The organism is Gryllotalpicola daejeonensis (assembly GCF_039538145.1).
In the GTDB taxonomy this organism is placed as follows: domain Bacteria; phylum Actinomycetota; class Actinomycetes; order Actinomycetales; family Microbacteriaceae; genus Gryllotalpicola; species Gryllotalpicola daejeonensis.
The window spans coordinates 1,490,109-1,508,052 of the sequence record NZ_BAABBV010000001.1 but is presented as its reverse complement, the minus strand read 5'-3'; the positions used below and the strand labels follow the sequence as shown (position 1 = coordinate 1,508,052).

The window sequence follows — 17,944 nt, the reverse complement described above, 5'->3', positions numbered from 1 at the left end:
GGCCTGTTGCATCGGCCGTTGAAGTCTTGACAGCGGCCCTCCGAACGATGCTAGCCTGCCCGAACCAGAATGTTTACGCAAACAGTTTGCGTAAACATCTCGACCCCCGAAGAGAGACAATGTCGTCCCACGTCGTTCCCGCACCCGCTCGGCAGGCGGTCGCGTCCCCGTCGCCCGCCAGGCGGCACAGCCCCCTCAAGCGGCGCATCTCAGCCGCAGGCTGGGGCTTCGTGCTGCCGTTCTTCATCGGCTTCATCCTGATCGTCGTCGTTCCCGTCGGCTATGCCATCTACCTGAGCCTGTTCCGCAATCAGCTCATCGGCGGCAACCACTTCGTCGGCTTCGCGAACTATCTGCAGGCGTTCACCGACGGCGACTTCTGGTCCGGTGTGCTGCGGGTCGCGCTGTTCCTCGTCGTGCAGGTGCCGATCATGCTGGTGCTGGCGCTCATCTGCGCCTTCGCGATCGACAGCGGCCGCCTGCACGGGAAGTCGTTCTTCCGTATCGCGCTGTTCCTGCCCTACGCGGTTCCGGGCGTCGTCGCGGTGCTCATGTGGGGCTTCATGTACAACCCGCGCGCCGGCCTCACGGGAGCGCTCGGCCACCTGCTCGGCTTCACGATCGACCCGATCTCGACGCAGTGGGTGCTGCCGGCGATCGGCAACATCGTCACGTGGGAGTTCCTCGGCTACAACATGCTGATCTTCTACGCCGCGCTCAGCACCATTCCGCGTGAGCTGTATGAAGCCGCCTCGATCGACGGCGCCGGGGCGTTCCGCACGATCATCTCGGTGAAGCTGCCCGCGCTGCGCGGCTCGATCATGATCGCGACGATCTTCTCGATCATCGGCAGCTTCCAGCTGTTCAACGAGCCCAACATCCTGCGCACGACCGCGCTGGGAATCATCCCCACCAACTTCACGCCCAACCTGTACGCGTACACGCTCAGCTTCTCGGGCAACCAGGTCAACTACGCCGCCACGATCGCCATCATCATGGGCGTCGTCACCGCCGTCGTCGCCTACGTCGTGCAGCTGCGCGGGATGCGGAGCAACGCAGCATGAGCGAATATCGGATGCCTCACACGCCGCTGCGGCCGCGCAGGTCGGTGATCCTCACGGTGGTCATGGCGCTGCTGCTGATCTATACACTCGTGCCGCTCGCGTGGCTCGTGATCAGCGCGACGAAGAGCAACTCCGACCTCGTCAACACCTTCGGCTTCGCGTTCGGCCACTTCAACCTGATCGCGAACATCCGCCAGGTGTTCACGTATGAGAACGGCGTCTACGGCCACTGGCTGGTCAACACGCTGATCTACGTGGTGGCTGGGGCCGGCGGCGCGACGGTGCTCGCGACGCTCGGCGGCTACGGCCTCGCGAAGTACGACTTCCGCGGCAAGAAGGCCGTGCTCGCCGTCATCCTCGGCGCGGTCGCCGTGCCGGGCACCGCGCTCGCCGTCCCGACCTTCCTGCTGTTCAGCAAGGTCGGGCTCACCAACACGATGTGGGCGGTCATCCTGCCCTCCCTGATCTCGCCCTTCGGCCTCTTCCTGATGTGGGTCTTCGTCACAGAGGCGATTCCGAGCGAGCTGCTCGAAGCGGCGAGGGTCGACGGCTCAGGCGAGCTGCGCACCTTCGCGACGATCTCTCTGCGCCTGCTCGCGCCGGGCATCGTGACCGTCGCACTGTTCGCCATCGTTGCCACCTGGAACAACTACTTCCTGCCCCTGATCATGCTCAGCGACCCCAAGCTGTACCCGCTCACCGTGGGTCTGCAGTCGTGGAACGCCGAGACCGTCGGTGTGGGTGCCAAGCCCGTCTTCTCCCTCATCACCACCGGCTCACTGCTGGCGGTCATCCCCATCGTCGCCGCGTTCCTGCTGCTGCAGCGCTACTGGCAGTCGGGGTTGAGCGCCGGGAGTGTCAAGCAATAGGAAAGGAACCACAGCACATGTCTCACCGCACTGTGCTCCGAGCATTGACGCTCGGCGCCATCGCCGCCGTTCTCGGCGGCACGCTCGTGGCCTGCTCGAACTCCTCGAGCGACAACGGAGGCAGCGCCGCTTCCGGCTCCAGCGCCTCGAAGCTCGACGCCGCCCTCAAGAAGGGAGGCGAGATCAGCTACTGGACCTGGACGCCGCAGGCCAAGGACCAGGTCGCCGCCTTCGAGAAGGCGTACCCGAAGGTGAAGGTCGATCTGGTCAACACCCAGGGCGCCGGCACCTCGAACACCAAGGTGCAGAATGCGATCTCGGCCGGCAAGGGCGTCCCCGACGTCACCCAGGTCGAGTACCAGTCGCTGCCGCTCTTCCAGCTGCAGGGCGACCTGGTCGACCTGACCAAGTACGGCTTCGGTGACCTGAAGTCGAAGTACACCGACGCGACGTGGAACGCCGTCTCGCAGAACGGCGGCATCTGGGGCCTTCCGCAGGACAGCGCGCCGATGGCCCTGTTCTACAACAAGACGGTCTTCGACCAGTACCACCTGACCGTGCCGAAGACGTGGGACGAGTACATCGCCGACGCCAAGAAGCTGCACCAGGCAGATCCGAGCAAGTGGCTCATCGACGACGCAGGTGACGCGGGCGTCGCCACGAGCCTGATGTGGCAGGCCGGCGGCCACCCCTTCCAGGTCAAGGGCACGAACGTGACCATCAACCTGCAGGACGACGGCAGCAAGAAGTACGCACAGATGTACAACCAGCTGATCGCCGACGGCTCGCTCGGCACCATCCCCGGCTGGTCGGACGAGTGGTACAAGGATCTCGGCAACGGCACCATCGCCACGCTTCTCGCTGGCGGCTGGATGCCGGGCGTGCTCTCGGCCAGCGCGCCTGAGGGCAAGGGCCACTGGGCCGTCGCGCCGCTTCCCACCTGGGACGGCACCCCCGCGAACGCCGAGAACGGCGGCTCGACCGAGGTCATCCCGAAGCTCTCTAAGAACCAGGACCTGGCCGCCGCGTTCCTGCGCTGGCTGAACTCCGACCCCGAGAGCATCAAGGTGTTCATCAAGGACGGCGGCTTCCCGTCGACCAACGCCGACCTGAACGACCCGTCGTTCATCGACCAGACCAGCGACTACTTCGGCGGCCAGAAGATCTACCAGACGATCGTCCCCGGCGCGAAGAACGACGTCGCCGGCTGGTCGTACCTGCCGTGGCAGGCGCACGCGAACGACATCTTCGGCGACAGCGTCGGAAAGGCGATCGCGAACAAGACCGACATCAACAAGGCTCTGCAGGCCTGGCAGGACGCGAACGTGTCCTACGGCAAGCAGCAGGGCTTCAAGGTCTCAGCGGGCTGATCTCCATCCGCTGACCACGGGGCGCCGTCATTGCGGGATGGCGGCGCCCCACACTTCTCTCCCGCCCGGCAACCAACCCAGGAGCAGCGCGTGCCCTCGATCTTCCCCTCCATCCGCTACGGCGGCGACTACAACCCCGACCAGTGGGACCCGTCCGTCTGGGACGACGACGTCCGCCTCATGCGCGGCGCGTCCGTCACCACCGCGACGGTCGGAGTGTTCTCGTGGGCACGCCTCGAACCGCGCCCGGGGGAGTTCGACTTCGAGTGGCTCGACACCGTCTTCGAGAAGCTGCACGCCGGCGGCATCCGCGTAATCCTCGCGACCGCGACCGCCTCGCCGCCCGCCTGGCTCGCCAAGCTGCACCCCGAGACCCTCCCGGTCGACGAGCGCGGGAACCGCTTCGGCTTCGGCTCGCGGCAGCAGTACAGCCCGAGCTCGGCCGTCTACCGGGAGTACGCGCTGCGACTCGTGCGCGAGCTGGCGACCAGGTATGGCGCGCACCCCGCGCTCGAGGCGTGGCACACCAACAACGAATACGGATGCCACGTCTCGGCGTCCTACGACGAGGAATCCGTCGCCGCCTTCCGCACCTGGCTCGAGGCCCGCTACGGCACGATCGCCGAGCTCAACCGCGCCTGGGGCACCGGGTTCTGGTCGCAGCGCTACGACTCCTTCGACGAAGTCGACGCGCCGCGCTACGCCCCCACCTTCCGCAACCCGACCCAGCTGCTCGACTGGCGGCGGTTCTCGTCGCACGCGCTGCTCGAGCTGCACCGCGCCGAGCGCGCGATCCTCACCGAGCTCAGCCCCGGCATCCCGGTCACCACGAACTTCATGGGGTTCTTCCGCGACCTCGACTACTGGCAGTGGGCGCCCGAGATGGACTTCATAAGCGACGATGAGTACCCCGACCCGGCCGACCCGCTCTCGCACATCCACTCCGCCGCGACGCGCGACCTCATGCGCTCGCTGGGTGGTGGCAAGCCATGGCTGCTCATGGAGCAGTCGACGAGCGCCGTGAACTGGCGCGACCGCAACGCCGCGAAGGCCCCTGGGCAGCACCGCGCGACCACGTTCCAGTCGCTCGCCCGTGGCGCCGACGGCATCCTGCACTTCCAATGGCGCCAGTCGGCCTCGGGCGCCGAGAAGTTCCACGCCGCGATGGTGCCGCACGGCGGAGAGAACACCCGAGTGCACCGCGAGGTGCAGGCGCTCGGCCGCGAGCTCGCCGAGCTCAGCTCCCCTGAGGCGGGCATCCTCGGCGCGGGCGTGCCCGTGCAGGCCGCCATCGTCTGGGACTGGGAGTCGTGGTGGGCGCTCAGCCAGGAGGCGACGCCGACCCGCATCGACTACCTCGCGGGCGTGCTCGAGTGGTACGCCGCGCTGCTGCGCCAGGGCGTCGCAATCGACTTCGTGCGCCCGGGCGCCGCGCTCGACGCCTACCGGCTCGTCATCGCACCGCTGCTGCAGGTGGCCGCGGGCGACGAGCTGGCCTCGCTCGCCGCAGTGGCAGAGCGCGGGGGCACCCTCGTCGCGAGCTACCAGACCGGCATCCTCGATCGCGAGCTGCACGTGCACCTCGGCGGCTATCTCGGCGGCGCGGGCAGCGCGCTGCAGCGCACGCTCGGTGTCTCGGTCGAAGAGTTCGCGCCGCTGCAGGCCGGCGTGCCGACCGCGCTCACGGGTGACTTCGAGGGGCAGGCGAGCATCTGGCAGGAGCATGTGACGGTGGCGGATGCCTCGACCATCGCGACCTTCGCCGACGGCCACGCCGCAGGCGGCGCCGCCATCACGCGCCGCGAGGCGGGCGAGGGTGGCGCAGCCTGGTACGTCGCGACGCAGCTCGACGCCGCCGGGTTCGACGCGCTGATCGGGCGCGTGCTGGCGGAGGCGGGCATCGCGCCGGCCTTCGCCCGCCCCGAGTACGGCGTCGAGACCGTGGTGCGCGGCACGACCCGCTTCGTGATCAACCACACGCCAGAAGCGCGTGAGGTCGTCGTGGCCGCTCAGACGGTGGCGCTCGAGCCCTATGGCGTCGCGGTGGTGCCCGCCCGATAGCCTGGCGTCGTCCCCGTCGCCCCACGTAAGGAGACCACCATGTCCTGGCTCGTCACCGGCGGTGCCGGCTACATCGGCGCGCACGTCGCCCGGGCCTTCAGGGCCGCCGGCCTCGACGTCGTCGTGATCGACGACCTGTCGAGCGGCCATCGCGACTTCGTGCAGCCCGACGTGCCGTTCGTCGAGGCCTCGATCCTCGACGGCGCTGCGCTCGACGAGCTCTTCGCGACGCATCCGATCGACGGCGTCGTGCACCTGGCGGGCTACAAGTACGCCGGTGAGTCGGTGAAGCGCCCGCTGCACACCTACGAGCAGAACGTGACGGGCACCGTCACCCTGCTCACCGCGATGCAGCGAGCGGGCGTCTCTCGCATCGTGTTCTCGTCATCGGCCGGCGTCTACGGCACCCCGACCGTCGAGCTCGTCACCGAGACCACCGCCACGACGCCCGAGTCACCCTACGGCGAGACCAAGCTGATCGGCGAGTGGCTGCTCAAGGACCAGGGCGTCGCCACGGGCCTCGTGCACACCTCGCTGCGCTACTTCAACGTCGTCGGCTCCGGCGCCCCGGAGCTGCGCGATACGAGCCCGCACAACCTGTTCCCGCTGGTGTTCCGCGCGCTCGACGAGGGCCGCGTGCCGAAGATCTTCGGCGACGACTACCCGACGCCCGACGGCACCTGCATCCGCGACTACGTGCACGTCGCGGATGTCGCGCAGGCGCACGTGGCCGCAGCGCGGCGGATGCTGGCGGGCGAGCCCCTCGAGCCGGTGTACAACCTCGGCAGCGGCTCGGGGTCTTCGGTGAAGCAGATCATGGACGCGATGGCGGCCGGCACCGGCATCCGCTTCGATCCTGAAATCGCGCCGCGTCGCCCGGGCGACCCGGCGCGCACCGTCGCCGACGGCACGCTCGCCGCCCGCGACCTCGACTGGGCGATGACCAACACGCTCGACGAGATGGTCTCTTCGGCCTGGGCCTCTTGGCAGACCGCGGCAGGTCGGTCATAGGCTGGCAGACGTGCGAGCACCCACCGGAGAGCAGTACGAACTCGTCCGCACGACCCCGGCCGGCACGGCCAGGGCGGTCATCACCGAGCTTGCGGCGGGAATCCGCGAATTCCAGATCGGCGGTGTCGACCTGATCGAGCCGTTCCCCGTGACCTCGTCGCCGCAGTCGGCCTCGGGCATCGTGCTGTCGCCGTGGCCGAACCGCGTGCGCGCCGGCAAGTGGGTGTGGAAGCCGACCGAGGGGGAGGCGCAGACGCTGCAGCTGCCGCTCACCGAGCCGGCGCTCGGCAACGCGAGCCATGGCCTGCTGCGCTTCACCGCGTATCAGCTGGCTGACAAGGGCGCCGACTTCGTCGAACTCGCCGCCACGATCTGGCCGCAGAGCGGCTACCCGTTCCTCATCGACACCACGGTGCGCTACGAGCTCTCCGACGACGGGCTCACGGTCACCCACTGCTTCGCGAACGCGGGCGAGACCGAGGCGCCGGTCGCCGTCGGGGCCCACCCGTACTTCCGCATCGGCGACGTCGACACCAGCGAGCTGAAGCTCACGGTGCACGCCGCGACGCACTTCGACGTCGACGAGAAGCTCATCCCGATCGGGCAGTCGCCCGTCGACGGCACGAAGTTCGACCTGCGGTCGCCGCAGCGCGTCGGCGACCTCGAGCTGAACGAGGGCTATGGGGATGCGGGCCCGGGCGAGCTCGCCGTGCTGACGGCGCCGGACGGGTCGTCGGTGACGCTCTCGGGCGATGAGGCGTTCCACTTCCTGCAGGTCTACACGCACCGCTCGTTCGCCACGCTGCCGAAGGGGGCCGTGGCTCTCGCGATCGAGCCGATGACGGCGCCGGCGGATGCTTTCAACTCGGGCCTCGGCATCAAGCGGCTCGCCCCGCACGAGACGTGGAGCGCCTCGTGGTCGATCCGCTACGCCCCCGCTACTCCAGCGAATCCGCCCGCCACAGCCTAGCCGCGCCCCCGAGCTCGTCGCCGGTCTGCACGAACCGGGAGGCCCGCGTGGTGAGCTCGGTCGCACGGTCGGAGTCGACGACGTCGACCGAGTCCGCGAGCGCCGCGCATCCGGCCGCCTCGACGCGGCAGAACGCGGCAGCGCGGTCGAGCGCGTCGGCGAAGTCGCCCTGGAACGCTCCGCGCAGGATCTGGTCGGCGAGTGCGAGGATCTCCGTCGGCCCGGTGGGCTCCTGGGCGCCGGCGACGATCGGGTCGATGGTCGGCGTGGTGTCGGCGCCGCGCTGGTAGAGATAGCTCGTCTCTTCGGGGTTCTGCTTGATCAGCAGGCGCACGAGGTAGATCCGCCACAGCGCCCCCGGCAGCGTGCGAGCCGACGCGTGCGACCACAGCTCGGCGATCGCGTCGACGCCGTGCTCGTCGGTGTAGCCGACCAGGCGCTCGACGACCGCCGGATCGGGGTCGGCGCGCACGCGCGAGATCAGCGCATGAGCAGTGTCGTGCGCGACGCGCAATGCGACGGCGGGGTCCTGGCCGCCGTGGAACGCCTCAAAGACGCGGCCGGGAAGTTTCACGGGCTTATGGAACTCGTCTGCCAATCGGAATCCTTCCGGGGTGTCAAGGGGGTTTTGTCGCAATGCGTGTCCGGGCACCTTGAGTGCATGAACATTTTGCTGATCATTGTTGCCGTCATCGCGGTTATTCTGCTGCTGACCGGCGGATTTGTTGCTGCTGCGCACTGGCTGCTCTGGGTCGGAATCGTGCTTGCGCTGTTCGCCATCATCGTCTGGATCGTGCGCGCCATCGGTGGACGCAACCGAGTCTGACACGCATGGATTCCCGCCCGGTGCCCGAAAGGGTGCCGGGCGGTTTCCGTGTCCGACTCCATTACGCTTGTCTCAACGCCCCTGTAGCTCAGTCGGTAGAGCATCGGACTTTTAATCCGCGGGTCGCGAGTTCGAGCCTCGCCGGGGGCACCGATCGAAGCATTGCGCCGAGCAGTGCCGAAATGGCGTTCTCTACGGTCGATTTCGCCTTTTCAGCACGTCTCGGTCAGGCGTCCCGGGCCGGCGGCGGCCTACGGACTTCGCAGAATCGACGCCATCTTCTTTCCACGGGCAAGCTCGTCGACGAGCTTGTCGAGATAGCGGATCTTCTGCATCAGCGGATCCTCGATGTCTTCGACGCGCACGCCGCAGATGACGCCCGTGATGAGAGAGGCGTTCGGGTTGAGCTCGGGCGCCGCGGCGAAGAACTCCTCGAGATCCGTGCCGTCTGATCGAGCGCGCTCGAGCCCGGCCGCGTCGTAGCCGGTGAGCCACTGGATCACCTGGTCGAGCTCGGCGGTCGTGTGACCTTTCCTCTCGACCTTCTCGACGTAGAGGGGGTAAAGCTTCCCGAACTCCAGCCCGAAGATGCGATGCCCGGTCATGCCGCCCCCAGTTCAACGGCGCCCTCGGCCTCGCGCTCTGCCTGCGCCAGGAAGCTCGTGAGCGCGTCGCGGGTGTCGATGAGCCGGCTCGCCTTGGCATCCATCTCGTCTCGGATCTCGGCGACGCGCTGCATCAGCACTCCGCAGTCCTGACCGATCGGCCCGGCCTCGCCCGTGCACGGCAGCACGCGCTGGATCAGCTCGGTCGGGAACCCGAGCTCGAGCAGCGTCTTGATCGTGTCGACGGTCTTCACCGCGGACTCGTCGAACTCGCGGTAGCCGTTGCCCAGCCGCATCGACCGCAGCAGGCCGATCTGCTCGTAGTACCGGATCGAGCGCGCACTCGCACCCGTCCGCTCGCTCAGCTCGCCGATTCTCATGCGCACCCAGCCACCCGGCTTGACCTTGACATTGATGTCAGAGTTTACCGTCGTTCCGCGGCGGTAGCGCCGCCCAAGCGAGAGGAACGCAATGAAGGTTTTCATCACCGGGGGATCCGGTTACGTCGGGTCGGTGCTGGTCGAGCGGCTGATCGCCGCTGGATACGAGGTGAGCGCTCTCGCGCGCTCAGAGGCGAGCGCCGCACGACTCGCGGCGACCGGGGCGAGGCCTGTTCGCGGACAGCTGGCGGATGCCGCGCTGCTGCGCACCTCGGCGGAATCCGCCGACGCGGTGATCCACGCGGCCGTCGACTACTCGATGAGCGATGAGGCGAACGCCACGGAGCTCGCGGCCGTCACGGCGCTGGTTCACGGTGCAGGGGCGGCGGATGCCTCGAAACCGGTCGTCTACACGAGCACCGGCCTCGTCTACGGCTTCGACCCGGCGCGCAGCACCGACGAGGACGCCGAACTGCCTGAGGTGAGCGCCCAGCCGGTCAAGGCGGCCGCTGAGCGCCTCGTCTTGAACGCGCCGGGAATCACGCCGATCATCGTGCGCGCCGGTCTCGTCTACGGCCGGGGCGGCTCCGGCCTCATCACGGGGCTGATCGGCAGCGCCGAGCAGCACGACGTCGCCACCTACATCGACGACGGCGCGAACACGTGGCATCCGATTCACGTCGACGACCTGGCCGCGCTGTACCTCGCGGCGCTCGCCGCGCCGGTGGCCGGCGTGTACAACGCGGTGGGCGACCATCCGTTCAGCTTCCGCGAGCTCGCCGAGGCGATCGCCGATCTCACGGGCGCGCAGGCCCTCTCGATCCCGTTCGAGGCGGCGCAGCATCAGCTCGGCCCGTTCGCACACGTGCTGGCCTCGACAAGTCGCACGAGCGCCGACAAAGCGCGGCGCACCTTCGCCTGGGCACCGGCCGCAGTGCCCCTGATCGATGACGTGCGGGCGGGGAGCTACCGCTCTGCGGTCCGTGGGGTTCAGGCATCCGCCGGCGCATAAAAATAACCGGGCCGCAGAACGCCTCTCGGCGCGAGGCCGCTCGTAGCGGCGAAATTTGGAGCCCGGGGTTACTGCGGCCCGGCCATCCCAGTGTAACGAAGAACACCCCCGGGGTCTTCCCGGGGGTGTTCGCGGTCAGCAGATGCGGACCGGACGTTGAGGCGCTGCGGATTTATCCGAAGCGGCCGGAGACGTAATCCTCCGTCGCCTTGACCTTCGGCGTCGAGAAGATGGTCTGGGTGTCGTCGTACTCGATGAGGTGGCCGGGCTTGCCCGTACCGGCGATGTTGAAGAACGCGGTCTTGTCGCTCACGCGGGTCGCCTGCTGCATGTTGTGAGTCACGATCACGATCGTGTACTCCTTCTTCAGATCCTCGATGAGGTCCTCGATGGCGAGCGTCGAAATCGGGTCGAGCGCCGAGCACGGCTCGTCCATCAGCAGCACGTCGGGCTTCACCGCGATGGCGCGGGCGATGCACAGGCGCTGCTGCTGGCCGCCCGAAAGGCCCGAGCCAGGCAGGTTGAGGCGGTCCTTGACCTCTTCCCAGAGGTTCGCACCACGCAGCGACGATTCGACGAGGTCGTCGGCATCGCTCTTCGTGATGCGGGCGTTGTTGAGGCGGACGCCCGCGAGCACGTTCTCGCGGATCGACATCGTGGGGAACGGGTTCGCGCGCTGGAACACCATGCCCACCTGGCGCCGAACGAGCACCGGGTCGACGCCGGGGCCGTAGAGGTCGTTGCCGTCGATCAGCACCTCGCCCTTGACGCTCGCGCCCGGAATGACCTCGTGCATGCGGTTCAGCGTGCGCAGGAAGGTCGACTTTCCGCAGCCGGAAGGGCCGATGAAGGCGGTCACGGTGCGGGGCTCGATGTTGATCGAGACGCCTTCGACGGCGAGGAACTTGTCGTAGTAGACGTTGAGGTTGTTGACCTCGATGCGCTTTGACACAGGTATCCGTTTCGTTTCTCGGGTGGCTAGCGCAGGCCCTTGGGGGCGAAGACGCGCGCGACGATTCGGGCGATGAGATTGAGGATGACCACGAGGATCACGAGCAGCAGCGCCGCGCCCCATGCGGAGGCGACGGAGCCGGCGACGTCGGTGCTCGGGAACTTGTAACCCGTGTACGCCATGACCGGCAGCGTCGACATCGCGTTGCGGAACGGGTCGGCGTTGAAGTTGTTCGTGAACGACGCCGCGATGAAGATCGGGGCGGTCTCACCGATCACGCGCGCGATGGCGATCATGACGCCCGTGATGAGGCCCGAGATTGCCGTCGGCAGAACGATGCGCGTGATCGTCACGAACTTGGTGACGCCGAGTGCATAGGATGCCTCGCGCAGATCGAGCGGCACGAGCTTGAGCATCTCTTCGCTGGAGCGCACGACGATCGGGATCATGAGCACGCACAGCGCGATCGCCGCCGAGAAGCCGCTGAACGCCTTCGGCCCGATGATCAGGGTGAACAGCGAGAACGCGAACAGACCGGCGACGATCGACGGGATGCCCGTCATGACGTCGACGAGGAAGGTGACCGCGCGGTTCATGGTCGAGTTGGGGCGGCCGTACTCGACGAGGTAGATCGCCGTCAGGATGCCGATCGGGACGCTGATGACGGTCGCGATGCCCGTGATGATGAGGGTGCCGACGACCGACTGCCAGGCGCCGATCGTGGTCGTCACCTTGAGCGAGACCGGGTCGAAGTGGCTACCGCCGACCTTGAACGCGAAGTTCGGGTCGAACGCGTCGCCGGCGCCGCGCGCGATGACGTCGATCAGCGTCGACAGCAGTGGCGCGAGCGCGAGCAGGAACATGATCACCACGACGCCGCGCACCAGGCGGTCGACCGCCTTGCGTCGGTTCTCGACGATCGACGAGATGACTCCGACGATCAGCAGGTACACGATCGCCGCGACGACGATCCACCCGACGACACTGAAGCCGACGACCGCGAACAGCACCCCGCTGACGACGAGGGAGCCGATCAGTGCCCAGACCTCGAAGAAGCGGGGCAGCTGGCCGCTGGTCAGCGCGTTGTCGATCTGGCGCTGGGGAGCGGGCGCGTTGGGGATGGCGGTGGCGCTCATGAACGGGGTCCTTCGGGTTGGCTGGGCTTCACGCCTTCAGGATGGGCCGAGGATGCGTGCGGGTGAAGCGCCTCGAGCGGGCTCTCTGCGTCGTCCAGCGCAAGGATCGTCGAGGGGTTCGTCGGAGGAAGGCTCTTGGCCTTCTTGCCGCCGCTCGAACGGCCGGTGCGGCCGATGATGAAGCGGGCGGCGAAGTTCACGACGAGCGAGATGACGAACAGCGCGAGACCGGTGCCGATGAGCGCCTCGCGCTGAAGCTCGTTGGACTCGGGGAAGTTCAGCGCGATGTTCGCGGCGATCGTCTGTGAGTTCTGGTTGTCCGTGAAGAGGCGCAGCGAGAAGACGAGCGACGGCGACAGGATCATCGCGACGGCCATCGTCTCGCCGAGGGCGCGGCCCAGGCCGAGCAGGATGGCGCTGAGCATGCCGCTGCGGGCGTAGGGGAAGACGGCGAGCCGCACGGTCTCCCACTTGGTGGCGCCGAGCGCCAGCGCTGCCTCTTCGTGCAGGCGCGGCGTCTGCAGGAAGATCTCGCGGGTGATCGAGGTGATGATCGGCAGGATCATGACGGCGAGCACGACGCCCGCGGCGAACATGGTCGATCCGCTCTGGCTCGCCTGGCCGCCGAAGAGCGGGAACCAGCCGGCATGGGCGTTGAGCCAGTGCTGGAAGGGCAGCAGGAAGGGGCGGATCGTGAAGATGCCCCAGAGGCCGAAGATGATGGACGGGACGGCGGCGAGCAGGTCGACCAGATAGGCGAGGATTCCTGCGAAGCGCCGCGGCGCGTAGTGCGAGATGAAGAGCGCGATGCCGATGGCCACCGGCGCGCCCATGATGAGCGCGATGATCGACGACCACAGCGTGCCCCAGATGAGCGGGGCGGTGTAGCTGAGGAAGCTCGTGTGGTGGGCGGTCGTGCCGCCCGCCAGGTCGCCCTTGGTCCAGTCGGCGGCGATCGCCGGCGCCGCCTTCACGATGAGGAAGAGCGCGACCCCGGCGAGGATCACGAGGATGAGCGTCGCAGAGCCGGTGCTCAAGAACTTGAAGATGCGATCGCTGGGCCGTGCCTTCGCGGTGATTCGGCGCGGGGCGGCCAGTGAGGACTCAGTCACGTGGTGCTTCTCGTTCCTCGTCGGGTGGGGGAGGGGGTGACGCTTTATTGTGCGACGGTCGGGCTACCTGGTGATAGCCCGACCGTCGCGAAGGTGGTGCGGTCTTACTTGATCAGAGCGACCGTCTTGGCGATCTCGCTCACGACGCTGTCGGGCAGCGGAGCGGCGCCGGCGTTCTTGGCGGCGATCTGCTGGCCCTGCGAGCTGCCGATGTAGCCGAGGTAGGCGGCGGTCAGCTTGCCCTGGGTCGAGTCCTTGAACGTCTTGCACACGACGTCGTAGGAGAGCAGCGGGATCGGGTACGCGTCGGTGCCGGTGATCTTGGTGTAGTCGAGCTTCTTGGTGAGGTCACCATCGCCCTGCGCGGCGTCCTGAGCGGCCTCGTCGAACGCCTTGGTCGCCCCGTCGGCCGAGTAGGCGACGAAGTCGCTGCCCGAGGTGCCGGCCTGGATCGAGGCCTGGTGCGCGCCGTTGATCGAGCTCTGGTCGGCGTAACCGATCGAGTTGGCGGTCTGCGCGACCGCGGTCACGACGCCCGAGCCGCCCTGCTGGCCGGAGCCGACCTGGGCGAACGGCCAGTTGTTGCTGGGCTCGTTGGTCCAGTCGCTCGGCGCGACCTGGTGCAGGTAGTCGGTGAAGTTGTTGGTCGTGCCCGAGCCGTCGGCGCGGTGGACCGAGGCGATCTTGGCGCTCGGCAGCGTGACGCCGCTGTTCAGCGCCGCGATGGCCGGGTCGTTCCAGGTGGTGATCTTGCCCGAGAAGATCTTCGCGATCACCGAGGCGCTCAGGTTGAGCTTGTCGACACCCTGCACGTTGAAGATGACCGAGACGCCCGAGAGGTACACGGGGATGTTGAGGCCGCCGTCGGGGCCGCAGGTGGTCTTCGCCTTGGTGAACTCGTCAGAGGACAGAGCCGAGTCCGTGCCGGCGAAGTCGTAGCTGCCGCCGAGCCAGTTGGTGCGACCGCCGCCGGAGCCCTGCGACTTGTCGTAGTTGATCTTGACGCCGGTCGCCTGCGCGGTGAACGCGGTGGTCCAGGCCTGCTGCGCGTTGGCCTGGGCGGAGGAGCCGCCCGCCGTGATCTGGCCGGTGAGCGACGAGTCGACGGTCGCGGTGGTCGCGGCCGGCGACTTCGTGTCCTTCGAGCCGCTGCCGGTGTCGCTGTTGCCGCCGCAGGCCGAGAGCGCGAGAGCGGTCGCAAGGGCGAGAGCGCCCGCAGCCGCCACGTTCTTGAGCTTCACTGTGTTCCCTTCGGAATGATTTTTTCGCCCCGCACAGCGTGAAGACTTCGGGTGCGCGCGAGACATAGGTCGGTGCTGACCCGTTGGCGACGCTAAGGGGGGCGTCTGACCAGACTCTGCCGCGCTGGTAAACGAGGGGTGAACGAGGCTCAAACGGGGCGGTATCCGACCGGCACTCGCCTGGGCCGCCAATACGCTAGATCGGATTGTGCGTCTCCAGCGCCAGGATGCCCGCCGTCGGGTGCAGCCGCGAGAGGTGGATGATCGTGAACGCGGCGGGCTCGAGCACGGCCGCCTCGCGCAGCTGCCAGCTCATCGGGGTGCCCGTGGCGAGCGCGAATTCACGCAGAATGTCGGGCAGCACCGGCCGGTGGCTGCACAGCACCGCGGTCTTCCCCGAGACGAGCCGCTTGGCGACGACCTCGGGCACCTGCGCAGCACCGTCGTCCCAGGCATCCTGACTGATCCCCGGCTCGTGGCGGACCTTGCGGTCCAGCGTCCGCGCGAGCGGGCGGACCGTTGACGCACAGCGCACAGCAGGCGAGGTGATGATGCGGCGCGGATGCCACGCGCGAATGGTGGGAACGATGTGCTCGGCCTGCAGCACGCCGCGCGAGGCGAGCGGCCGTTTGTCGTCCGGCCCCTCCCACTCGGTGCGCGCGAGCGCCTTGGCGTGGCGAAGCACGATGATGCCGAAGGTCGAGCCGCCGGCCTGCTCGTGCAGCGCCGCGAACTCCTCGAGCAGGCGGATGTCGTGCTCGTAGCTCAGCGCCACCTTCGCTTTGGCGAGAGGCATCCAGTGCACCGCGTCGACCTCGGCGTTCGGCTTGAAGCGAGACGCCTTCGCTTCGGCATCCGTCACCTCGGCCGTCCAGTAGTGCACGACCTTCTCGCGCCCGCTCGCGATCGTGTAGTGCGTCTGCGACAGCGGCATGCCGAGCGTGATCGCGAGCCCGGTCTCTTCCCGCACCTCCCGCACGGCCGTCTGCGGCAGGGTCTCGCCCGGGTCGACCTTGCCCTTGGGCAGCGTCAGGTCGTCGTAGCGGGGGCGATGGATGACGAGCACGCGGACGTCGCCGTCCACCACTCGCCAGCACACCGCCCCGGCGGCGACAACGGGCCCGTCCGTCACAGGCGCACGGCCGCACGCGGGCGGTGCGAGATCTGGTACATCAGCCGGTTCTGCAGGTCGACCAGCGGCGCCCCCGATTCATCGACCGAGTGGCGGGCCCACGAGCCGTCGGACTCGAGCGACCACGACGACGTCTCGTCGCTCATTGCCAGGTCGAACATCGCGCCCAGCTCGTTGATGTGCTCGGGCCTCGTGAGGCGCACGAGGGCCTCGATGCGCCGGTCGAGGTTGCGGTGCATCATGTCGGCGCTGCCGATGTAGACGAGCGGATCGCCGTTGTTCACGAAGCTGAAGATGCGCGAATGCTCGAGATAGCGGCCGAGGATCGAGCGCACCCGGATGTTCTCGCTGTAGCCCTCTTGCCCCGGCTTCAGGCCGCAGATTCCGCGCACCCAGATGTCGACGGGGACACCGGCCCGGCTCGCCTGATAGAGCGCGTCGATGATCGCCTCGTCCACCATCGAGTTGACCTTGATGCGGATGCCTGCGGGTTTGCCGGCCTGCGCGTTCTTGGTCTCCTGCGCGATGGCCTTCAGCAGCCCCTTGCGCAGGTGCAGCGGCGCGACCAGCAGGCGCTTGAATTTTTTCTCAATGGCGTAGCCCGACAGCTCGTTGAACAGGCGCGTCAGATCCTTGCCGACCTGATCGTCCGACGTGAAGAGGCCGAGGTCCTCGTAGATGCGGCTGGTCTTGGGGTTGTAGTTGCCGGTGCCGACGTGGCTGTAGTGCTTGAGCTGGCCGCCCTCCTGGCGGATCACGAGCGCGAGCTTGCAGTGCGTCTTGAGGCCGACCAGGCCGTAGACGACGTGCACGCCGGCCTTCTCGAGCTTGCGGGCCCACTCGATGTTGTTCTGCTCGTCGAAGCGCGCCTTGATCTCGACGAGCGCGAGCACCTGCTTGCCGGCCTCTGCGGCGTCGATGAGCGCCTCGACGATCGGGCTGTCGCCGCTCGTGCGGTACAGCGTCTGCTTGATGGCGAGCACATTGGGGTCGCGCGCCGCCTGCTCGAGGAAGGACTGCACGCTCGTCGCGAAGGACTCGTACGGGTGGTGCACCAGCACGTCCTGCCGGCGCAGCACCGCGAAGATGTCGGCCTTGGCGTTCGGCTCGCTCGGCTGCAGTGCTGCGGCCGTCACGGGAACGTGCGGCGGGTACTTGAGCTCTGGGCGGTCGATGCGGCCGAGGTCGAAGAGGGCGCGCAGATCGAGCGGCCCGGGCAGCCGGTAGATCTCCTGCTCGGTGATGTCCAGCTCGCGCACGAGCAGGTCGAGGGTCACGGGGTCCATGTCCTCGGTGACCTCGAGGCGGATCGGCGGCCCGAAGCGCCGCCGCAGCAGCTCCTTCTCGAGCGCCTGGATCAGGTTCTCTGTCTCGTCCTCGTCGATCTCGACGTCTTCGTTGCGGGTGACGCGGAAGATGTGGTGCTCGACGACCTCCATGCCGGCGAAGAGCTCGTCGAGCTGATTCGCGATCAGATCCTCGAGCAGGATGTAGCGCACCTTGTCAGAGCCGCCGCCGTCGATGCGGATGAATCGCGGCAGTACGGTCGGCACTTTGAGGCGGGCGAACTGCTCCTTCTTCGTCTTGGTGTTGCGCACGCGCACGGCGAGGTTGAGCGAGAGCCCCGAGATGTAGGGGAACGGGTGCGCAGGGTCGACAGCCAGCGGCATGAGCACCGCGAAAATCTGCTTCTGGTAGACCTCGCGCAGCGGGGCGCGCTCCTCTTCGGTGAGCTCGTCCCACGAGGCGAGGGTGATGCCCTTCTCGCGTAGCGCCGCCCCGATCTCTTGGAAGGCTCGGGCGTGGCGCAGCTGCAGTTCATGGGCCTTGGCCGAGACATCCGCCAGCACATCGGCGGGTGCCTTGCCCGTATTCGTCGGCACGGCCAACCCGGTCATGATGCGCCGCTTCAGGCCGGCGACGCGCACCATGAAGAACTCATCGAGGTTGTTGGCGAAGATCGCGAGGAAGTTCGTGCGCTCGAGCAGCGGCAGCTTCGGGTCCTCGGCGAGCTCGAGCACGCGCTGGTTGAAGGCGAGCCAGCTCAGCTCGCGGTCGATGTACCGATCGACGGGAAGCGAGGGGTCTGAGTCGCGGTTCCACGGCTCGAAGTCGTCGTCCAGGCTGTCGCCGCTGAGCGTGTCCTCGACCAGGGTGTTCTCGCCATCCATGCGCCCTATCTTTACACCAGCCGCTAACGCGG

17 protein-coding genes and 1 tRNA gene are annotated in these 17,944 nt (G+C 67.7%); 9 read left to right on the top strand and 9 right to left on the bottom strand.

Annotation, left to right across the window (positions count from 1 at the left end; genetic code table 11):
• Positions 1-119: 119 nt before the first annotated feature.
• The 6 genes from ABD736_RS07525 to ABD736_RS07500 all read left to right on the top strand — a co-directional run bounded on the left by ABD736_RS07525 (position 120) and on the right by ABD736_RS07500 (position 7,345).
• The gene (locus ABD736_RS07525) at positions 120-1,064 is read left to right on the top strand and encodes a carbohydrate ABC transporter permease (RefSeq protein ID WP_344791126.1); all 945 of its coding nucleotides are present in this window, start codon (positions 120-122) and stop codon (positions 1,062-1,064) included.
• Positions 1,061-1,933: a carbohydrate ABC transporter permease gene (locus ABD736_RS07520; RefSeq protein ID WP_344791125.1), complete on the top strand. Its 873-nt coding sequence runs from the start codon at positions 1,061-1,063 to the stop codon at positions 1,931-1,933. Before ABD736_RS07525 ends, ABD736_RS07520 begins: the two co-directional genes overlap by 4 nt.
• 17 nt (positions 1,934-1,950) lie before the next feature.
• Positions 1,951-3,303: an ABC transporter substrate-binding protein gene (locus ABD736_RS07515; protein WP_344791124.1), complete on the top strand. Its 1,353-nt coding sequence runs from the start codon at positions 1,951-1,953 to the stop codon at positions 3,301-3,303.
• A 90-nt stretch (positions 3,304-3,393) separates the two neighbouring features.
• Complete coding sequence (locus tag ABD736_RS07510; RefSeq protein WP_344791123.1) at positions 3,394-5,364, top strand: beta-galactosidase; 1,971 nt, start codon at positions 3,394-3,396, stop codon at positions 5,362-5,364.
• A 39-nt stretch (positions 5,365-5,403) separates the two neighbouring features.
• On the top strand, positions 5,404-6,375 hold the full coding sequence (gene galE, locus ABD736_RS07505) for a UDP-glucose 4-epimerase GalE (protein WP_344791122.1): 972 nt from the start codon (positions 5,404-5,406) through the stop codon (positions 6,373-6,375).
• 10 nt (positions 6,376-6,385) lie between these two features.
• The gene (locus tag ABD736_RS07500; RefSeq protein WP_344791121.1) at positions 6,386-7,345 is read left to right on the top strand and encodes an aldose 1-epimerase family protein; all 960 of its coding nucleotides are present in this window, start codon (positions 6,386-6,388) and stop codon (positions 7,343-7,345) included.
• On the opposite strand, the gene ABD736_RS07495 is transcribed toward ABD736_RS07500, so the two are convergent.
• On the bottom strand, positions 7,314-7,943 hold the full coding sequence (locus ABD736_RS07495; protein WP_344791120.1) for a DNA-directed RNA polymerase subunit beta: 630 nt from the start codon (positions 7,941-7,943) through the stop codon (positions 7,314-7,316). The genes ABD736_RS07500 and ABD736_RS07495 overlap by 32 nt on opposite strands.
• Before the next feature lie 63 nt (positions 7,944-8,006).
• Here ABD736_RS07495 and ABD736_RS07490 point away from each other — a divergent pair, with 63 nt between their 5' ends.
• Together ABD736_RS07490 and ABD736_RS07485 are read left to right on the top strand one after the other, a co-directional pair.
• Positions 8,007-8,171 carry a hypothetical protein gene (locus tag ABD736_RS07490; protein ID WP_344791119.1) on the top strand — a complete coding sequence of 55 codons (165 nt, stop codon included), beginning with the start codon at positions 8,007-8,009 and terminating at the stop codon, positions 8,169-8,171.
• Between the two features lie 77 nt (positions 8,172-8,248).
• A tRNA-Lys gene (locus tag ABD736_RS07485) sits at positions 8,249-8,321 on the top strand.
• A gap of 101 nt (positions 8,322-8,422) precedes the next feature.
• Here ABD736_RS07485 and ABD736_RS07480 read toward each other — a convergent pair.
• Both ABD736_RS07480 and ABD736_RS07475 read right to left on the bottom strand, forming a co-directional pair.
• Positions 8,423-8,776 (bottom strand): DUF2200 domain-containing protein, encoded by a 354-nt coding sequence (locus ABD736_RS07480; protein WP_344791118.1) that lies wholly within the window; start codon positions 8,774-8,776, stop codon positions 8,423-8,425.
• Positions 8,773-9,261 (bottom strand): MerR family transcriptional regulator, encoded by a 489-nt coding sequence (locus tag ABD736_RS07475; RefSeq protein WP_344791117.1) that lies wholly within the window; start codon positions 9,259-9,261, stop codon positions 8,773-8,775. The genes ABD736_RS07480 and ABD736_RS07475 overlap by 4 nt, the downstream gene beginning before the upstream one ends.
• Between ABD736_RS07475 and ABD736_RS07470 the strand changes: the two genes are divergently transcribed.
• Complete coding sequence (locus ABD736_RS07470) at positions 9,248-10,168, top strand: NAD-dependent epimerase/dehydratase family protein (protein ID WP_344791116.1); 921 nt, start codon at positions 9,248-9,250, stop codon at positions 10,166-10,168. The two genes, ABD736_RS07475 and ABD736_RS07470, sit on opposite strands and share 14 nt — an antisense overlap.
• 172 nt (positions 10,169-10,340) lie before the next feature.
• On the opposite strand, the gene pstB is transcribed toward ABD736_RS07470, so the two are convergent.
• From pstB to ABD736_RS07440, 6 genes are all read right to left on the bottom strand, one after another.
• The gene (pstB, locus tag ABD736_RS07465; protein ID WP_344791115.1) at positions 10,341-11,120 is read right to left on the bottom strand and encodes a phosphate ABC transporter ATP-binding protein PstB; all 780 of its coding nucleotides are present in this window, start codon (positions 11,118-11,120) and stop codon (positions 10,341-10,343) included.
• A gap of 26 nt (positions 11,121-11,146) precedes the next feature.
• Positions 11,147-12,256 carry a phosphate ABC transporter permease PstA gene (gene pstA, locus ABD736_RS07460; protein WP_344791114.1) on the bottom strand — a complete coding sequence of 370 codons (1,110 nt, stop codon included), beginning with the start codon at positions 12,254-12,256 and terminating at the stop codon, positions 11,147-11,149.
• On the bottom strand, positions 12,253-13,368 hold the full coding sequence (gene pstC, locus ABD736_RS07455) for a phosphate ABC transporter permease subunit PstC (protein ID WP_344791113.1): 1,116 nt from the start codon (positions 13,366-13,368) through the stop codon (positions 12,253-12,255). Before pstC ends, pstA begins: the two co-directional genes overlap by 4 nt.
• Positions 13,369-13,472: 104 nt before the next feature.
• A complete protein-coding gene (gene pstS, locus ABD736_RS07450; protein WP_344791112.1) occupies positions 13,473-14,609 on the bottom strand; it encodes a phosphate ABC transporter substrate-binding protein PstS in 1,137 nt (378 codons plus the stop codon).
• 196 nt (positions 14,610-14,805) lie between these two features.
• Positions 14,806-15,741: an NUDIX hydrolase gene (locus ABD736_RS07445; RefSeq protein WP_344791111.1), complete on the bottom strand. Its 936-nt coding sequence runs from the start codon at positions 15,739-15,741 to the stop codon at positions 14,806-14,808.
• Positions 15,738-17,912, bottom strand: a complete 2,175-nt coding sequence (locus ABD736_RS07440) for an RNA degradosome polyphosphate kinase (RefSeq protein ID WP_344791110.1) — start codon at positions 17,910-17,912, stop codon at positions 15,738-15,740. The genes ABD736_RS07445 and ABD736_RS07440 overlap by 4 nt, the downstream gene beginning before the upstream one ends.
• Positions 17,913-17,944 lie beyond the last annotated feature (32 nt).